At 42.8% G+C, this 15422-nt stretch carries 17 protein-coding genes; 16 read left to right on the forward strand and 1 reads right to left on the reverse strand.

What is annotated here, in order from left to right; translation table 11 throughout:
• The first annotated feature begins 123 nt into the window (after positions 1-123).
• The 6 genes from murA (at position 124) to J2S78_RS01095 (ending at position 5861) form a co-directional block, all read left to right on the forward strand.
• Positions 124-1410 carry a UDP-N-acetylglucosamine 1-carboxyvinyltransferase gene (gene murA, locus J2S78_RS01070; RefSeq protein ID WP_306895481.1) on the forward strand — a complete coding sequence of 429 codons (1287 nt, stop codon included), beginning with the start codon at positions 124-126 and terminating at the stop codon, positions 1408-1410.
• A 27-nt stretch (positions 1411-1437) separates the two neighbouring features.
• Positions 1438-2406: a class II fructose-bisphosphatase gene (gene glpX / locus J2S78_RS01075; RefSeq protein ID WP_306896967.1), complete on the forward strand. Its 969-nt coding sequence runs from the start codon at positions 1438-1440 to the stop codon at positions 2404-2406.
• A 366-nt stretch (positions 2407-2772) separates the two neighbouring features.
• Complete coding sequence (rho, locus tag J2S78_RS01080) at positions 2773-4053, forward strand: transcription termination factor Rho (protein WP_306895483.1); 1281 nt, start codon at positions 2773-2775, stop codon at positions 4051-4053.
• A gap of 182 nt (positions 4054-4235) precedes the next feature.
• A complete protein-coding gene (locus tag J2S78_RS01085; RefSeq protein WP_306895485.1) occupies positions 4236-4481 on the forward strand; it encodes a type B 50S ribosomal protein L31 in 246 nt (81 codons plus the stop codon).
• A 163-nt stretch (positions 4482-4644) separates the two neighbouring features.
• The gene (locus J2S78_RS01090; protein WP_306895487.1) at positions 4645-5259 is read left to right on the forward strand and encodes a thymidine kinase; all 615 of its coding nucleotides are present in this window, start codon (positions 4645-4647) and stop codon (positions 5257-5259) included.
• Between the two features lie 242 nt (positions 5260-5501).
• A complete protein-coding gene (locus J2S78_RS01095) occupies positions 5502-5861 on the forward strand; it encodes a hypothetical protein (protein ID WP_306895490.1) in 360 nt (119 codons plus the stop codon).
• Positions 5862-5933: 72 nt separating this feature from the next.
• On the opposite strand, the gene J2S78_RS01100 is transcribed toward J2S78_RS01095, so the two are convergent.
• Complete coding sequence (locus J2S78_RS01100; protein ID WP_306895492.1) at positions 5934-7262, reverse strand: FAD-dependent oxidoreductase; 1329 nt, start codon at positions 7260-7262, stop codon at positions 5934-5936.
• Positions 7263-7444: 182 nt separating this feature from the next.
• On the opposite strand from J2S78_RS01100, the gene prfA reads away from it, so the two are divergent.
• The 10 genes from prfA to glyA all read left to right on the forward strand — a co-directional run bounded on the left by prfA (position 7445) and on the right by glyA (position 15326).
• On the forward strand, positions 7445-8518 hold the full coding sequence (gene prfA / locus J2S78_RS01105) for a peptide chain release factor 1 (RefSeq protein ID WP_306895494.1): 1074 nt from the start codon (positions 7445-7447) through the stop codon (positions 8516-8518).
• Positions 8518-9387 (forward strand): peptide chain release factor N(5)-glutamine methyltransferase, encoded by an 870-nt coding sequence (prmC, locus tag J2S78_RS01110; RefSeq protein WP_306895496.1) that lies wholly within the window; start codon positions 8518-8520, stop codon positions 9385-9387. The genes prfA and prmC overlap by 1 nt, the downstream gene beginning before the upstream one ends.
• 85 nt (positions 9388-9472) lie before the next feature.
• Positions 9473-10126: a stage II sporulation protein R gene (gene spoIIR, locus J2S78_RS01115; protein WP_306895499.1), complete on the forward strand. Its 654-nt coding sequence runs from the start codon at positions 9473-9475 to the stop codon at positions 10124-10126.
• Positions 10127-10274: 148 nt separating this feature from the next.
• The gene (locus J2S78_RS01120; RefSeq protein ID WP_306895502.1) at positions 10275-11312 is read left to right on the forward strand and encodes an L-threonylcarbamoyladenylate synthase; all 1038 of its coding nucleotides are present in this window, start codon (positions 10275-10277) and stop codon (positions 11310-11312) included.
• 58 nt (positions 11313-11370) lie between these two features.
• Positions 11371-11913 carry a manganese efflux pump MntP gene (locus J2S78_RS01125; RefSeq protein WP_306895504.1) on the forward strand — a complete coding sequence of 181 codons (543 nt, stop codon included), beginning with the start codon at positions 11371-11373 and terminating at the stop codon, positions 11911-11913.
• A gap of 76 nt (positions 11914-11989) precedes the next feature.
• Complete coding sequence (locus J2S78_RS01130) at positions 11990-12439, forward strand: low molecular weight protein arginine phosphatase (protein ID WP_306895506.1); 450 nt, start codon at positions 11990-11992, stop codon at positions 12437-12439.
• 20 nt (positions 12440-12459) lie between these two features.
• Positions 12460-12792, forward strand: coding sequence for a hypothetical protein (locus J2S78_RS01135; protein WP_306895508.1), 333 nt, complete (start codon positions 12460-12462; stop codon positions 12790-12792).
• 68 nt (positions 12793-12860) lie between these two features.
• Entirely contained in the window at positions 12861-13301 is a 441-nt protein-coding gene (rpiB, locus tag J2S78_RS01140) for a ribose 5-phosphate isomerase B (RefSeq protein WP_306895509.1), read from the forward strand.
• A gap of 90 nt (positions 13302-13391) precedes the next feature.
• Positions 13392-13958 carry a TIGR01440 family protein gene (locus J2S78_RS01145; protein WP_306895511.1) on the forward strand — a complete coding sequence of 189 codons (567 nt, stop codon included), beginning with the start codon at positions 13392-13394 and terminating at the stop codon, positions 13956-13958.
• Positions 13959-14084: 126 nt separating this feature from the next.
• Positions 14085-15326, forward strand: coding sequence for a serine hydroxymethyltransferase (glyA, locus tag J2S78_RS01150; protein WP_306895512.1), 1242 nt, complete (start codon positions 14085-14087; stop codon positions 15324-15326).
• Positions 15327-15422: the final 96 nt, after the last annotated feature.

Raw genomic sequence — 15422 nt, forward strand, 5'->3', positions numbered from 1 at the left:
TGTTTTCGAATGAACAATCTTGTCATGTCTAGTTAAAACGGAGGTTGTCTATAATGAAAGAGATCCTTCATATAACGAAGCAGTATAACATCAAAAGACAAAGGACGAGGAAGTGAAACGCTCATGGAAAAGTTGATGGTTGAAGGAGGACATCCTTTAAATGGGAAAATACATATCAGCGGAGCGAAAAACAGCGCTGTCGCGTTGATTCCTGCAGCCATCCTTGCAGAATCAAATGTATCTATTGAAAATCTCCCGAAAATTTCAGACGTGGAAACGCTCGCATCGCTGCTTGAAGATATAGGAGCAACGGTCTCTCATGATGGAACAAAAATGCATATTAACCCGGAAAGGGTAACTCCAATGCCTTTACCTAACGGCCGAGTGAAAACATTAAGAGCTTCTTACTATATGATGGGGGCAATGCTTGGGAAATTTAAACGCGCTGCCATCGGTTTACCGGGAGGATGCAACCTTGGACCTCGCCCTATCGATCAGCATATAAAAGGTTTTGAAGCCCTTGGAGCGAAAGTGACAAACGAGCATGGGGCTATCTATTTGAGAGCAGAGAAACTGGTAGGAGCTCGAATTTATCTTGACGTGGTAAGTGTTGGAGCAACTATTAATATTATGCTTGCAGCTGTGAAAGCAGAAGGTCGTACAACGATAGAAAATGCAGCTAAGGAACCTGAAATTATTGATGTTGCTACGTTACTTACGAGCATGGGAGCAAAAATTAAAGGTGTTGGTACCAATGTGATTCGAATTGACGGCGTAGAGGAATTGAGTGGCTGCGCTCATTCCATTATCCCGGATAGAATCGAAGCAGGGACGTATATGATAGCAGCTGCGGCAATGGGTCGTGAAGTGCTTATCGATCATATTATTCCAGACCATGTCGAATCTCTCATTGCTAAATTAAGAGAAATGGGAGTTCACATTGAGACCAAAGGAGAGCAGATGATTATCGGAACCTCTCCGGAGCTAACAAGTATTGATATCAAAACGCTTGTCTACCCGGGATTTGCCACTGATTTACAACAACCGATTACGGCCTTGTTAACAAGTGCTCAAGGAACGAGCATGGTAACTGACACGATTTATAACGCGCGATTTAAACACGTCGATGAGCTCCGTCGAATGGGTGCTGACATTAAAGTAGAAGGTCGCTCCGCTTTAATAAATGGAAAAGCTTCTCTACAAGGTGCGAAAGTGAAGGCAAGCGACCTACGAGCCGGTGCTGCGCTTGTTATTGCTTCTTTAATGGCAGAAGGAGTGACAGAAATTACAGGGTTGGAGCATATCGATCGAGGTTATGAGGATCTTGAAGAAAAGTTATTGGATTTAGGAGCAAACGTCTGGAGAGAAGATCTTAGTATAGAAGAAGTGGAACAAGTAAGAAGTTCGTAAGCATGAATGTATGGGAGGGGAAGAATGATGGAAAGAAGTTTATCCATGGAACTGGTTCGTGTGACAGAGGCAGCTGCACTATCTTCTGCGCGTTGGATGGGTCGCGGAAAAAAGGAAGAAGCGGATGATGCTGCGACGACTGCAATGAGAGATGTGTTTGATACAATTCCGATGACAGGAACCGTCGTCATTGGTGAAGGAGAAAAAGATGAAGCACCGATGCTTTACATAGGAGAGAAGCTAGGAACAGACGGCGGTCCAGTTGTAGATGTCGCCGTTGACCCAGTAGAAGGAACAAATATTGTTGCCAATGGGATGGAGAATGCTCTTTCCGTTATAGCCATTGCGGATCAAGGTAATTTGTTAAATGCACCGGATATGTATATGGAAAAAATTGCAGTAGGTCCTGAAGCTGTAGGTAAAATAGATATTAATGCCCCAGTAATCGAAAACCTGCAGGCTGTTGCTAATGCAAAAGGGAAAGATGTGGAGGATGTTGTCGTTACGATGTTGAATCGAGAACGTCACTCCACCATTATACAAGAAGTAAGAGCGGCGGGAGCACGAATCAAGTTTATACAAGAAGGCGATGTTGCCGGCGCCATTAATACAGCTTTTGATGAAACAGGGATTGATATTCTGCTCGGTTCCGGAGGGGCACCGGAAGGCGTATTATCAGCAGTTGGTTTAAAATGTCTAGGTGGAGAACAACAAGGGAAGTTGTTGCCAAAAGATGCTGAAGAACAAGCTCGTTGTGAGAAAATGGGTATAGCAGACGTTTCCCGTGTTTTATACATGGAGGATATGGTCGGTGGAGACGATGCCATCTTTGCTGCAACAGGTGTAACGGATGGAGATTTGTTGCAAGGGGTTCATTATAAAGGAGCAAATGCGACGACACAATCATTAGTCATGCGAGCCAAATCAGGAACCGTTCGTTTTGTGGATGGTAAGCATAATGTGAAAATGAAGCCGGAATTTGTCATTAAGCCCTAGAAAAAGGAAAGTGCCGAAAAAGCTGCTTTTCCCTGATAAAGGCAGCTTTTTCGACATTTAAAAAGAAAACGCATGTTCTCTTCTCATTTCCGTATAATTTAGTATTGCTATCCAACAAAAAAAGTGTTTACAATAAGTGATAGACGGGAAATAGAAATAGATAAAGATGATGATTCATTGTTATCCCCCTCTTAAAATGTCCGGTATGATGAAAGAATACACAAACCTGGACCACCATTCCCACTCCTATGAAGAAAACGTAGTATGAAACAGGTTATACCAATCCCTATCCGTATGTGATTCACACAACAACAAAAAGAAATAGAACATGATATAGTTGAAAAAGCAGAAAAGTGGTGACGATTTTTGAGTGTAAAATTAGCGGCATTAGAAAATAAAACGCTGAAGGAATTATATGCTCTTGCTAAAGAGTATAAAGTATCCTACTACAGCAAATTAACCAAGCGGGAATTGATTTTCGCTATTTTGAAAAGCCAGGCAGAAAATGATGGGTATATGTTCATGGAAGGTATCCTCGAGATTATTCAAACAGAAGGCTATGGATTTTTGCGCCCAATTAATTATCTACCGAGCTCGGAAGATATTTATATTTCCGCATCGCAAATCCGCCGGTTCGACTTGAGAAATGGCGATAAAGTATCCGGGAAGGTACGTCCGCCCAAAGATTCAGAGCGTTATCACGGTTTGTTGATGGTAGAGGCAGTCAATGGAGAAGATCCTGATTCTTCGAAAGAACGTCCGCATTTCCCTGCTCTTACTCCATTGTATCCGGAACAGCGCATGAACCTTGAAAATAAACCTGGACGAGCTAGTTCCCGTATTATGGATATGATTACCCCGGTTGGGTTCGGGCAGCGTGGTCTTATTGTTGCTCAGCCAAAAGCAGGGAAGACGTCTTTATTAAAAGAAGTTGCCAACAGTATTACAGAAAATCATCCAGAGACAGAATTAATTATGCTTCTTGTGGACGAACGTCCGGAGGAAGTGACTGATATTGAGCGTTCGGTAGATGGAGACATTGCCAGCTCCACGTTTGATGAAGTTCCGGAGAATCACATTAAAGTAGCGGAACTCGTATTAGAGCGGGCTATGAGACTTGTTGAACATAAGAAGGATGTTGTGATTTTAATGGACAGCATTACTCGTCTGGCTCGAGCCTATAATCTCGTCATCCCACCAAGCGGCCGCACATTGTCCGGTGGTATTGATCCAGCGGCTTTCCACCGTCCGAAACGGTTCTTTGGGGCTGCCCGAAATATTGAAGAAGGCGGTAGTTTAACCATTTTAGCCACTGCCTTGGTGGAAACAGGTTCTCGTATGGACGATGTGATTTATGAGGAATTCAAAGGAACAGGTAATATGGAATTGCACTTAGACCGCCGCTTAGCGGAACGTCGTATTTTCCCTTCCATCGATATACGCAAGTCGAGTACGAGAAAAGAAGAATTGCTTCTTTCCAAGGAACATCTGGAAAACTTATGGGCTATGCGTAAGACGATGAATGATTCTCCAGAATTCATAGATCATTTTATTCGAAAAGTCAAACAGACCAAAACCAACGATGAATTTTTTGAGGAGATTGAAAAAGATAAAGCAAAAGGACGTACATCAGGACGTCGGCAATAGACTTGAGATTATTTTTTGCTTTAGGATTGTTGAAAAAAAGGATATGTCTTGATATAATCTCGTTATGTGTGAAAACAAACTCTGACTAAACACGTTGATTTTTACAATGTGTGTGTAAAGGAACGGTTGACGGGAATGGTTTCCCTGCCGTTATAATAAGCAGAGCAAAAGGAGTGAAAACAATGAAACAAGATATCCATCCGAATTTTAAAAAAGTCGTATTTTTGGATACAAGCACTGGTTTTAAATTCTTGAGTGGTTCCACAAAAGGTTCGGACGAAACCATCGAGTGGGAAGATGGCAATACGTATCCGCTTCTTAAAGTAGAAATCAGTTCCGATTCACATCCATTCTACACAGGGAAGCAAAAGCTTGCTGATGCAGGTGGACGTATCGACAAATTTAAAAAGAAATACAACCTCGATTAATTTTTATTATATCTTCACTTCGAACAGGCAAGGGAACGCCTCTCTTGCCTGTTTTTTTATGAAAAAATAAGCCTGCTTACATACAGGAATTTGGGGAAAATAAATTATAACAATGAACCGAGAGTAAGTGTTGCTCCTAGGTTTTGGGTAAGGTGGTTCAATTATGTATATGGTCAGAAAAGAAGGATGGATGGAGGTCATATGCGGCAGCATGTTTTCAGGAAAATCGGAGGAGCTTATCCGCCGTATTCGCCGGGCAGCATATGGAAACTTGAATGTTGTCGTATTTAAACCTTCCCTGGACAATCGATATGACGATGAAGAAGTCGTTTCTCATAATGGTACAAAAATTTGGGCGAAGGCTGTTGATCATTCGCAAGATATTGCAAAACAGCTGGAAGAAGGCGTGCAGATGGTGGCGGTAGATGAAGCACAGTTTTTTGATGAAGACATTATTCCTGTTGCTCAACAACTAGCCAATAGTGGTATTCGTGTAGTCTTGGCGGGATTGGATCAGGATTTTCGAGGAGAACCATTCAGCCAAGTGAAGGAATTGATGGCAGCAGCCGAAGAAGTTATCAAACTTCAAGCGGTCTGCCCATGTTGTGGATCGCCGGCTTCTCGCACCCAACGACTTATCGAAGGGGAACCTGCTCATTATGATGATGAGATTATCTTGGTTGGAGCCGCTGAATCATATGAACCGCGCTGCCGGCACTGTCACGAAGTTCCGGGTAAACCAAATGTAGAAATTTCTTTGGAATATGAGCACTATTAATGTAATTTGTCCCATAACGAGTTAGTCTGTCCGGAAATAGGCAAAATGTGTCCCGAAACAACCATAAACGGGCGCGAAACCAAGATATAGTGTCCGAAAAAGGGGCGCAAATGTCTTGAATGCTCTTTTAAAAATGGGAAACCCTAAAAATGTGGATACTCTCCATCACGACCGACAACAGGGAGGGGTTTCTTATAAAAAGGACGCATTCTTTTTTTATTCTTTTTAGTGCAATTCTTTGTTTGACCACGGGGTGCCAGCCGGATCGCTCACCGGATGCTGACGCGTCCCAGTCACGATTATTAGATTCTACAGAAACCGGATGGTCGCCATCTGACTACAACCAAGGACCAGGTAATGAGTCGATGACAACAAATAATCAAAATCAAGGCACGGACAATGCAAAAGTGAAAAGTGTCGCAGAAGACGCTGGCTTTTCACCGTTGTATGTCACGTTTGGTGGGAGACATGCGTATATATACGCAAATGCGAATGATTCATGGAGCAAAAAAGAGAAGAAACAAAAGACAGAGAAACTACAACAACAGTATAAACGAGAATTTCCAAAGTATCAGGTGCGCGTGCATGTGCTAAATGATTAAAAAAAATCCGTCTTTGCCAGAGGAAACTCTCTTGGGAAAGACGGATTTTTGTAGAATCAAATATATAAATCTTTACTTGGCGCGGCGTGCGGTTTGTTGGAGCGGATCCCAAACACCATTGTAAGGAGGAGCATAAGAAAGATCGAGATCTTCGAAATCACTGATGGTCATCTGATGAAAAATGGCCGTAGCGAGCACATCGATGCGCTTATCAGCGCCGGACTCTCCAATGACTTGTCCACCAATTACGATATTTGTATCCGTCCGATAAATCATTTTCATGTGAAGCGGTTTTTTATCATGGAAATATCCGGCAATGTCGCTTCCTTGATGAAGGACTGTTTCATAAGGAAAATTCAAGGCCGCTGCTTCTTTTTCGGACAAACCGGTTTTGGCCAAAGTCAAATCAAAGAAACGCAAGATAGAAGTACCTACAATGCCCTGAAAGGCTTTTGCCTCGCCAGCCAAATTCTGTCCGGCCACGCGTCCTTGTTTGTTCGCATGCGTCCCAAGCGGAACGTAATCATCTTTTTGTTTAATACGATGAAATTGTGTGGCACAATCCCCCGCGGCGTATACATTTTCTATGTTTGTTTCCATGTAAGGATTAACAATAATAGCGCCATTATCGTACTTATGAATTCCTGTATGCTTTAAAAAGTCTGTGTTCGGTTTGATACCGGTCGCTGCGATTACCATATCGGTCTGATAGTGATTTTTATCTGTTGTAACGGACTCGACCCGTTTGTCTCCACTTATTTCGACGACAGATTCATTTACACAAAGCTCGACATCATGTTTGGTTGCCTCATCATGGACGAGAGGTGTCATATTTTCATCGAACATCTTAGCTAAACGGTTATTTCGTTCAATCAGGCGGACGCGGTGTCCGGATTCAATCAAGTTTTCAGCCAGTTCGAGCCCGATGTAACCACCGCCGACAATCGTTATATCTTGTGCATGATTTAAATCGTTTAAGATATGTTGTACGTGAGGTATCGTTTTTAACGTGTGAACGCCTTGCAGATGATGTCCCGGCCAATCGGGGAGAACAGGAGACCCGCCTGATGCAACCAGTAGCTTGTCATAAGAGATTTCAAACGATTGTTTGCGTTCAAGATCTTCTCCCTTTACTATTTGCTGTTTTGTATCCACCTCAGTGACATGGTGATATACTCTGGCGTCTATTCCATATTTATCTCGAAAGGTCTGGACGTCCCGGGCGATAAGGTGGTTTGTGTCCTCTACCTCACCTCCGATAATATACGGCAGTCCACATTGGGCATAAGAATAGAAGCCACCACTTTCGAGTGTAATGATTTCGGGATCTTTTTTATTACGTACAATTTGCATAGCAGCACTCATTCCAGCCGCAACTCCACCTATAATGACGTACCTCATCGAAAGACTCCTTTTCTTTGTTGTGTACTTCTTTTCAATATTCCCTTCTCATGAAAATAAAAACATCTCACCTTCGCTTATAACTCGTAAGATGACGTAAATGAATCTACCCACTTTTGACGGGAAGGAAGCATTATACTATAATTATAATGTTATGTAACCGATTAAAGAGGTGAAAGCTTGTGTTAGAACGTTTACAAGCCGTAGAAGATCGTTATGAGCAATTAAATGAGTGGCTTAGCGATCCAGACGTCGTTAATGATACAAAAAAATTAAGAGAATATTCGAAAGAACAAGCCGATATTGCTGGAATTGTAGAAAAATATCGTGAATATCGTGATACGATGACGCAGCTCGAGGACGCTAAAACGATGTTGCAGGATAGTTTGGACGAAGAAATGCACGACATGGTAAAGCTAGAAATTGACGAGCTCTCCAGTAAGAAAGAGGAACTGGAAGAGACTTTAAGAGTATTGCTTTTACCGAAAGACCCCAACGATGATAAAAATGTTATCGTCGAAGTCCGTGGTGCAGCAGGCGGGGATGAAGCTTCTTTGTTCGCTGGGGATTTGTATAAAATGTATTCACGTTTTGCGGAGAAAAACAATTGGAAAGCAGAGGTTATTGAATCGACCCCGACAGAATTAGGTGGTTTCAGTAAAATCATTTTCATGATCAACGGGGAAGGTGCGTTTTCCAAAATGAAGTATGAAAACGGCGCTCACCGTGTACAGCGTGTTCCGAGCACAGAATCAGGCGGGCGTATTCATACATCTACAGCAACTGTTGCCGTACTGCCGGAAGCAGAAGAGGTAGAAGTAGATTTGCACGATAAAGATATCCGTGTTGACACCTTTGCTGCAAGCGGACCAGGAGGACAAAGTGTTAACACGACCATGTCTGCCGTCAGATTGACACATGAGCCAACTGGTGTGGTTGTGTCCTGTCAGGATGAAAAGTCGCAGTTGAAAAACAAAGACAAGGCGATGAAAGTGTTGCGTGCTAGGATTTATGACATGTACAAACAAGAAGCGGAACAAGAATATGCGGATAACCGTAAATCTGCGGTTGGTACCGGAGACCGCTCGGAACGGATTCGGACGTATAACTTTCCACAAAGCCGCGTGACCGATCACCGCATTGGTCTCACTGTGCAGAAGCTGGATCAGATTCTGCAAGGAGAACTTGAACAAATTATTGAAGCGCTTATTGTCGAAGAACAGGCAGAAATGATGGAAGAGGCAGGCGAAGCGTAATGCAGCCGACTTATGTGTATGAAGCCCTGAATTGGGCTTCTTCTTTTTTAGAACAAAACAATAAAGAAAATCGTGCGGCCGATATATTATTGAAACATCACTTGAACGTAGATTGGACCGATTTTCATCTATCCCGGCGTGATAGTCTTTCAAAAAGTATATGGAAGGCTTTTCAGCAAGATGTAACACGGCATAGTGAAGGCATACCGATTCAGCATCTTACAGGTTATGAAGAGTTTTACGACAGACGATTGAAGGTCAATGAACATGTGTTAATACCTAGAACCGAAACAGAGGAATTAGTGCATGGAGTTCTTGAATGGTTGAAACGAAAACAGACCGGCTCCTTCCGAATGGCCGATATTGGAACCGGGAGTGGGGCAATAGCCATTTCATTAGCGTTAGAAGCCCCAGGAAATGATGTTACAGCAGTTGACTTGGATGAACAGGCACTCGACGTTGCAAAACAAAATGCAGCGTTCTACGGGGCGGATGTGACGTTTTTGCAGGGTAACTTAGTAGACCCTTTACTACAAGGGGCAAAAACGTACGACGTCATTGTATCTAATCCTCCATATATTCCGTTAGAGGAGTGGAAAAACCTAGACACCGTTGTCCGAGATCATGAGCCGAAACATGCTTTGGTCGATTCAAATGATAACGATGGTTTGGCTTGTTACCGCAAAATGGCAGCCTATTTACCGACATTGTTGAGAACGGATGGGTTAGCTGCGTTTGAAATTGGAGAAAACCAGGGAGATGCTGTTGCAACGATTCTGCAAACAGAACTGCCTTTAGCTGATATTGAAGTACGGCATGATATGAATGGAAAGCCACGTATGGTGTTTTGTGAAAGAGATGGCATATAAGTCTTGCAATAATTTGTCGAGCGATTCTTCGTTTATATAAAGGCTGCTCCGTCCACAATGTTTGATGAAAGGACGGTGTGAGCCGATGCGTAATAAAGCACTTATTTATGTTATTTTTCTTGTACTTTTAGCTTGGCTGCAAATGGAACAGCAACAAAATGCAACGGCTTCCGATACAGGGGTTCAGGCAATACCGGAAGAAGCGATACGCCTTAGAATTCTTGCTCATGACAATTCCCCGGGAGAACAGCTGGTGAAAACGGAAGTCCGAGATGCGGTGAATGCAGAAATAAGGGCACTCGTAAACGAATTGGATGAGAAAGACGAAGCGAGGGAAACGATAAACCAGTCGATACCAGAACTTGAGAGCATTGTACAAGATGTATTAAACGCTCATGACAAGAGTTCCCGTACGTTTTCGATTAATCTAAAGTCCGAAGTTGAATTTCCAACAAGAATTTATGGTCCTCTCGTGTATCCTGCTGGGACGTACGAGGCCCTTGTTATTTCGATCGGAGAAGGGGAAGGAGAAAACTGGTGGTGCGTATTATTTCCGCCCCTTTGTTTCATCCCGGCAGAAGAAAACGACGAATCTGTGGAAAAACAGGATGTTTCTGTGGATAATTCAACAAAAAACAATAATTCAGTGGATAAGTCCGAAGAGGATGTGGAAGGATCATCAGAATACACGTTCTTCATTGTGGAAAAATGGAATACATGGTTTGGTTCAGACAATTGAAAGATAAATGAAATATTGATATAACAACCTTGAATAAAGTTATCCACAGTATTTATAGGTATTGTGGGTAACTTTTTGTATTTGCTAGAATAAAGCGTTTATCCTTATAATATCAAGGATGGTTCAATGGAAAGGAAGGAATATAAACATGAGTTATAAACATACACAGTTTTGGAATGTGGATAAGTTGGAAGCAGAAGAGACTTCCTCTCCTGCTATTACGGAAGCGGGTTTGTGTATAAGTGAAGGAGAGACCGTAGCCTTCCCGACAGAAACGGTTTATGGACTAGGGGCGGACGCTACTAACGATAATGCTGTGGATAAAATTTTTAAAGCAAAAGGAAGACCGGGAGATAATCCCCTTATTGTCCACATTGGGAACGTGGAACAGTGGGGAGATTTAGCGTCTGTTATTCCAGAAATGGCTCAGACTTTAGCAGATTCGTTTTGGCCGGGACCCTTAACTTTAATTGTTCCGAAAAAACAAACGGTATCGGAAAAAGTGACAGCTGGGCTTTCCTCAGTTGCTGTACGTATGCCAGATCATGCGGTAGCAAGAGCGCTGATAAACGCTGCCGGTGTTCCGGTTGCTGCTCCGAGCGCTAATCGTTCCGGCAGACCAAGTCCTACCAAAGCAGAACATGTCCTTTATGATTTGGATGGGAGAATTGCAGGGATTATAGACGGAGGCGATGCCGGCTTTGGTTTGGAATCAACGGTGGTCGATTGTACTGGTGAGAAGGCGGTTATTCTTCGTCCAGGTGGCATCACAAGAGAGCAAATAGAAACCGTCTTAGGAACTATCAACGTCTTGGAAACTGGGAAAACTAGTGATTCCGAAGCCCCAAAAGCACCCGGAATGAAATACAGGCATTATGCCCCGTCCTCCCCGTTATTTTTAGTGGATAACGAGATGGAAGAGGTTATAGCGAAAGAAAGACTGGCAGGCAAAAAAATAGGCGTTCTTGCTGTGGATGAACATAAAACAAAATGGGAGCCGCTGGTCGATTTATTTATACCGCTTGGTTCTGTGGACAACCTTAGCGATATCGCTGCTCATTTGTATCATCATTTACGGCTTGCGGATGAAAGTAAAGTAGATGTCATTCTTTGTGAAACTTTTTCAAAAAGCGGGGTCGGCTCAGCCATTATGAATAGACTAGAAAAAGCAGCTTCAAGCTCCTGAATGTTCTCGTTCGGACATGCATAAAGTGTATAAGCATGTCCGGAAAGGAGAGCATCGAATGGAAGGATGGATCGTGTTAAGTGGTATGGCGCTGGCATTAAGCATGGATGCTTTTTCTATGTCTTTAGCGGTCGCAATGAAAAAGACGAAATATATAAACAAAGCAACAACAGCTTTTATTGTTGGATTTTTTCATATGATGATGCCGTGTTTAGGATTATATGGAGGACGCTGGATTGCGACCTCGTTTGAAAAGCTGGCGCTAATAACAGGGGGCTGTCTGCTTCTTATTGTTGGATTACAAATGATGTGGTCCGGGGCAAAGCATTCCGAAGAAAGCGATGTTGCCATCATTCCGCGCGGCATCGGTGTCTTGTTTTTTTCATTGCTCGTAAGTTTAGATAGTTTTTCGATTGGTATCACTCTCGGCATTTTAAATACATCACTTATAAAAGTTCTTCTATTGTTTGGAATGTTCAGCGCCGGTTTAACGTGGATAGGATTAACGGTTGGAGGTCGATTGCAACATACCTTCGGACAATTCGGAGAAATTTTTGGAGGAATGATTTTACTAATTTTTGGTTTGAAACTTATCCTTTAAAAGGGCAGATAAGCGTTTTATGATAAAATATATAGAAAGACTCAAAATCTGTTGATAAAAGGAAGGATCACGACTCATGAAACATGTACTGTTTGTCTGTACGGGAAATACGTGTCGCAGCCCATTGGCAGAAGCACTTCTCCGAGCAAAAGGGGATGAAAATATAGAAGTGCAGTCGGCAGGAGTAGCCGCACATCCAGGAATGCTCGCATCAAAAGAAACAGAGGCAGTGTTAAAAGAGAGAGGTATTCCTTTTCGACATGCTTCCAGACCTTTGAATAAAGAGCGCATCGAGTGGGCCGATATTATTTTAACAATGACAAAAAGTCATCACGAAATTGCTGTTCAAAACCATCCAGAAGCCGCCGATAAGATATTTACAATCAAAGAGTTTGCCGCGGATTCTGATGAAGCAGCAGGGGATATTATCGACCCGATTGGCGGGACAATGGAGACGTATCGGAAAACAGCAGAAGAGCTTGACCGAATCATGGACGCGGTACTCGATAAACTTAAACAATTGTAGAAAGAAGGGTGTCGCGCGTGATGCAACAGGAAAAAAAGTACAGCTTTAGTATCCGTAAGAAATTAGTACTTGGAATTAGTGCTTTGTCCGTTGTGACGTACGGAACGAGTGCGTTTTTTATTTTTATCTTAGGCGATATGATTCCAGAATCCTTGGGTATTTCCAAGGATGTATTTATTATCGTAACGTTGATACTGGGATGGTTGTGGAGCGGTATCCTGGCGTTTCTGTCCGCCCCGGTCATTACAACGAAGTTAAAACGATTAGAGCATTCTGCTAGACAAGCAGCAGACGGGAATCTTGAAAAAGATGTGGAAGTACCCATGAACTTTCTAAACAAGCACAACAATTGAAAAAAACGATTGAAAAATTTACAACATAACGAGAACATGAGAATATATATATAAAGGAGGCAGCAGTCATGAAAGTAGCAATCGGTTCCGATCACGCAGGACATAGGTTGAAAGTAGAAGTTGTAAAAGTGTTGGAAGAAATGGATATAGAGATGGAAGATCACGGTTGTAACTGTGAAGAATCTGTAGATTATCCGGATTATGCGTTGCCTGTTGCCAAAGATGTTGTATCCGGTGACGTAGATAGAGGCATTTTGATTTGTGGGACAGGCATCGGCATATCTATTGCTGCAAACAAAATGAAGGGTGCTCGTTGTGCGCTCGTTCACGATGTATTTAGTGCAAAAGCGTCAAGAGCGCATAATAACAGCAACATTTTGGCAATGGGAGAGCGGGTTCTTGGACCAGGCCTTGCTGGTGAAATTGTAAAAGCCTGGCTTGAAACAGAATTCGAAGGCGGCCGCCACGCGACGCGAGTAGACAAAATGATGGCAATAGAGGAAGAATAAAGGAACGGGTCCTCCGTTCTTTTTTTTAGCTCAGAAAGATTTTTCCTTCACACCTGCTTTTGTGATATCTTATAAAAGAGGTGATGACAAATGAATCATCTAGTGGAACAATGGCAAGCGTCATTACAAAACTGTCTTAACGCACTACAACAGCAAACGACGTTAAACCAGAAGAAGCTTTTTGTTGTTGGTGCCAGTACAAGCGAAGTAGTGGGAAAGGACATTGGATCTGCCGGATCAGACGAAGCAGCAAAAGCATTATATGAGATTATCCGTTCGTTTCAACAAAACACGGGGGTCCACCTGGCATTTCAAGGTTGCGAACATATTAACCGTGCTCTCGTAGTTGAACGTGTTACAGCAGAGACCTTTAACCTTGAAGAAGTGACGGCTGTTCCGCATCGAAAAGCAGGCGGTGCGATGGCAACTCATGCCTATGCTTCCTTTACAGATCCGGTTGTAGTAGAACACCTTAAAGCGGACGCCGGTATTGATATTGGTGATACTTTTATAGGTATGCATTTAAAACATGTTGCGGTGCCTATTCGAGCTGAAATAAATTCAATTGGGAAAGCACATGTTACGATGGCAAAAACAAGACCGAAATTAATCGGTGGCACAAGAGCAAAATATACAGATGAACATACAAAAACTTAATATTTCCCTCATTTTTTTGAATAAAATACGGGTTTAACTAAACCATCCATGTTACAATAACCTCTGGATGATAAAATAATATATAAAGAACGAACGAGAGAGTTGGAGAGAAAGGAGTAACAAGAAATGGAAACTATTAAAAATCAAGACCCTAGTGTATTTGAAGCGATGCAGGACGAGCTTCAACGTCAACGGGACAAAATCGAATTAATTGCTTCCGAAAACTTTGTCAGCCAAGCAGTAATGGAGGCACAAGGTTCGGTGTTAACCAATAAATATGCGGAAGGTTATCCAGGACGCCGTTACTATGGCGGGTGTGAACATGTTGATGTCGTAGAGGACCTTGCCCGCGACCGCGCAAAAGAATTGTTTGGAGCAGAGCATGTTAACGTTCAAGCTCACTCTGGCGCCCAAGCCAACATGGCTGTGTATTATACCGCGCTTGAACCGGGAGATACGGTTCTCGGTATGAATCTTTCTCACGGTGGACACCTTACCCACGGAAGCCCTGTTAACTTCAGTGGGGTTCAGTACAATTTTGTTGATTATGGGGTGACAAAAGAAGACCAAGTTATTGATTATGAAGCTGTGCGGGAAGCTGCGAAAGAACATCAGCCAAAAATGATTGTAGCCGGAGCTAGTGCTTATCCTCGCGAAATCGACTTTAAAAAGTTCCGTGAAATCGCTGATGAAGTGGGAGCCTACCTAATGGTGGATATGGCTCATATCGCTGGATTGGTCGCTGCAGGAGTTCACCAAAATCCAGTACCACATTCTCATTTTGTAACAACTACTACACACAAGACGTTGCGCGGGCCGCGTGGCGGACTAGTGATGTGTGAAGAACAATTTGCTAAGAAAATAGACAAAGCTATTTTCCCAGGATTACAAGGCGGTCCACTTATGCACGTGATTGCAGCAAAAGCTGTTTCCTTCGGGGAAGCTTTGACCGATGATTTCAAACAATATTCTAATAACATTGTGAAAAATTCAAAACGTTTAGGTGCTGCTTTGCAACATGCAGGTATCGATCTTGTGTCAGGCGGCTCCGACAATCATTTATTGCTGTTAGACCTGCAAAGTTTAGGTATTACAGGTAAAGTTGCGGAAAAAGCACTCGATGAAGTTGGTCTCACAACGAATAAAAACGCGATTCCATTCGACCCGGAAAGTCCGTTTGTAACAAGTGGGATCCGTATTGGAACTGCTGCGGTAACATCTAGAGGTTTTGGAGAAGAAGAAATGGATGAAATCGGTGCAGTGATGGCTCTTGCATTGAAAAATCATGAGGACGAAGAAACATTGAAAGAGGCTGCACGTCGTGTAGATGCTCTCACAGACAAGTTTCCAATGTATCCGAATCTATAAATAACAATAACTGCTGTCCTTCTAATTTTTGGAGGACAGCTTTTTTATATGATGCTGCGGGTAAGGGAAAAGCATGAGTTTGAGGACTCAAGCAGG

Origin of the sequence: Salibacterium salarium, assembly GCF_030813635.1 — a bacterium.
Classification (GTDB): domain Bacteria; phylum Bacillota; class Bacilli; order Bacillales; family Marinococcaceae; genus Salibacterium; species Salibacterium salarium.

What these genes read in the sequence shown, in the direction of transcription:
- murA (WP_306895481.1), top strand. Translation starts at nt 124, where the DNA reads ATGGAAAAGTTGATGGTTGAAGGAGGACATCCTTTAAATGGGAAAATA.
- glpX (WP_306896967.1), top strand. Translation starts at nt 1,438, where the DNA reads ATGGAAAGAAGTTTATCCATGGAACTGGTTCGTGTGACAGAGGCAGCT.
- J2S78_RS01085 (WP_306895485.1), top strand. Translation starts at nt 4,236, where the DNA reads ATGAAACAAGATATCCATCCGAATTTTAAAAAAGTCGTATTTTTGGAT.
- J2S78_RS01090 (WP_306895487.1), top strand. Translation starts at nt 4,645, where the DNA reads ATGTATATGGTCAGAAAAGAAGGATGGATGGAGGTCATATGCGGCAGC.
- J2S78_RS01100 (WP_306895492.1), bottom strand. Translation starts at nt 7,262, where the DNA reads ATGAGGTACGTCATTATAGGTGGAGTTGCGGCTGGAATGAGTGCTGCT.
- prmC (WP_306895496.1), top strand. Translation starts at nt 8,518, where the DNA reads ATGCAGCCGACTTATGTGTATGAAGCCCTGAATTGGGCTTCTTCTTTT.
- spoIIR (WP_306895499.1), top strand. Translation starts at nt 9,473, where the DNA reads ATGCGTAATAAAGCACTTATTTATGTTATTTTTCTTGTACTTTTAGCT.
- J2S78_RS01120 (WP_306895502.1), top strand. Translation starts at nt 10,275, where the DNA reads ATGAGTTATAAACATACACAGTTTTGGAATGTGGATAAGTTGGAAGCA.
- J2S78_RS01125 (WP_306895504.1), top strand. Translation starts at nt 11,371, where the DNA reads ATGGAAGGATGGATCGTGTTAAGTGGTATGGCGCTGGCATTAAGCATG.
- J2S78_RS01130 (WP_306895506.1), top strand. Translation starts at nt 11,990, where the DNA reads ATGAAACATGTACTGTTTGTCTGTACGGGAAATACGTGTCGCAGCCCA.
- J2S78_RS01135 (WP_306895508.1), top strand. Translation starts at nt 12,460, where the DNA reads ATGCAACAGGAAAAAAAGTACAGCTTTAGTATCCGTAAGAAATTAGTA.
- rpiB (WP_306895509.1), top strand. Translation starts at nt 12,861, where the DNA reads ATGAAAGTAGCAATCGGTTCCGATCACGCAGGACATAGGTTGAAAGTA.
- J2S78_RS01145 (WP_306895511.1), top strand. Translation starts at nt 13,392, where the DNA reads ATGAATCATCTAGTGGAACAATGGCAAGCGTCATTACAAAACTGTCTT.
- glyA (WP_306895512.1), top strand. Translation starts at nt 14,085, where the DNA reads ATGGAAACTATTAAAAATCAAGACCCTAGTGTATTTGAAGCGATGCAG.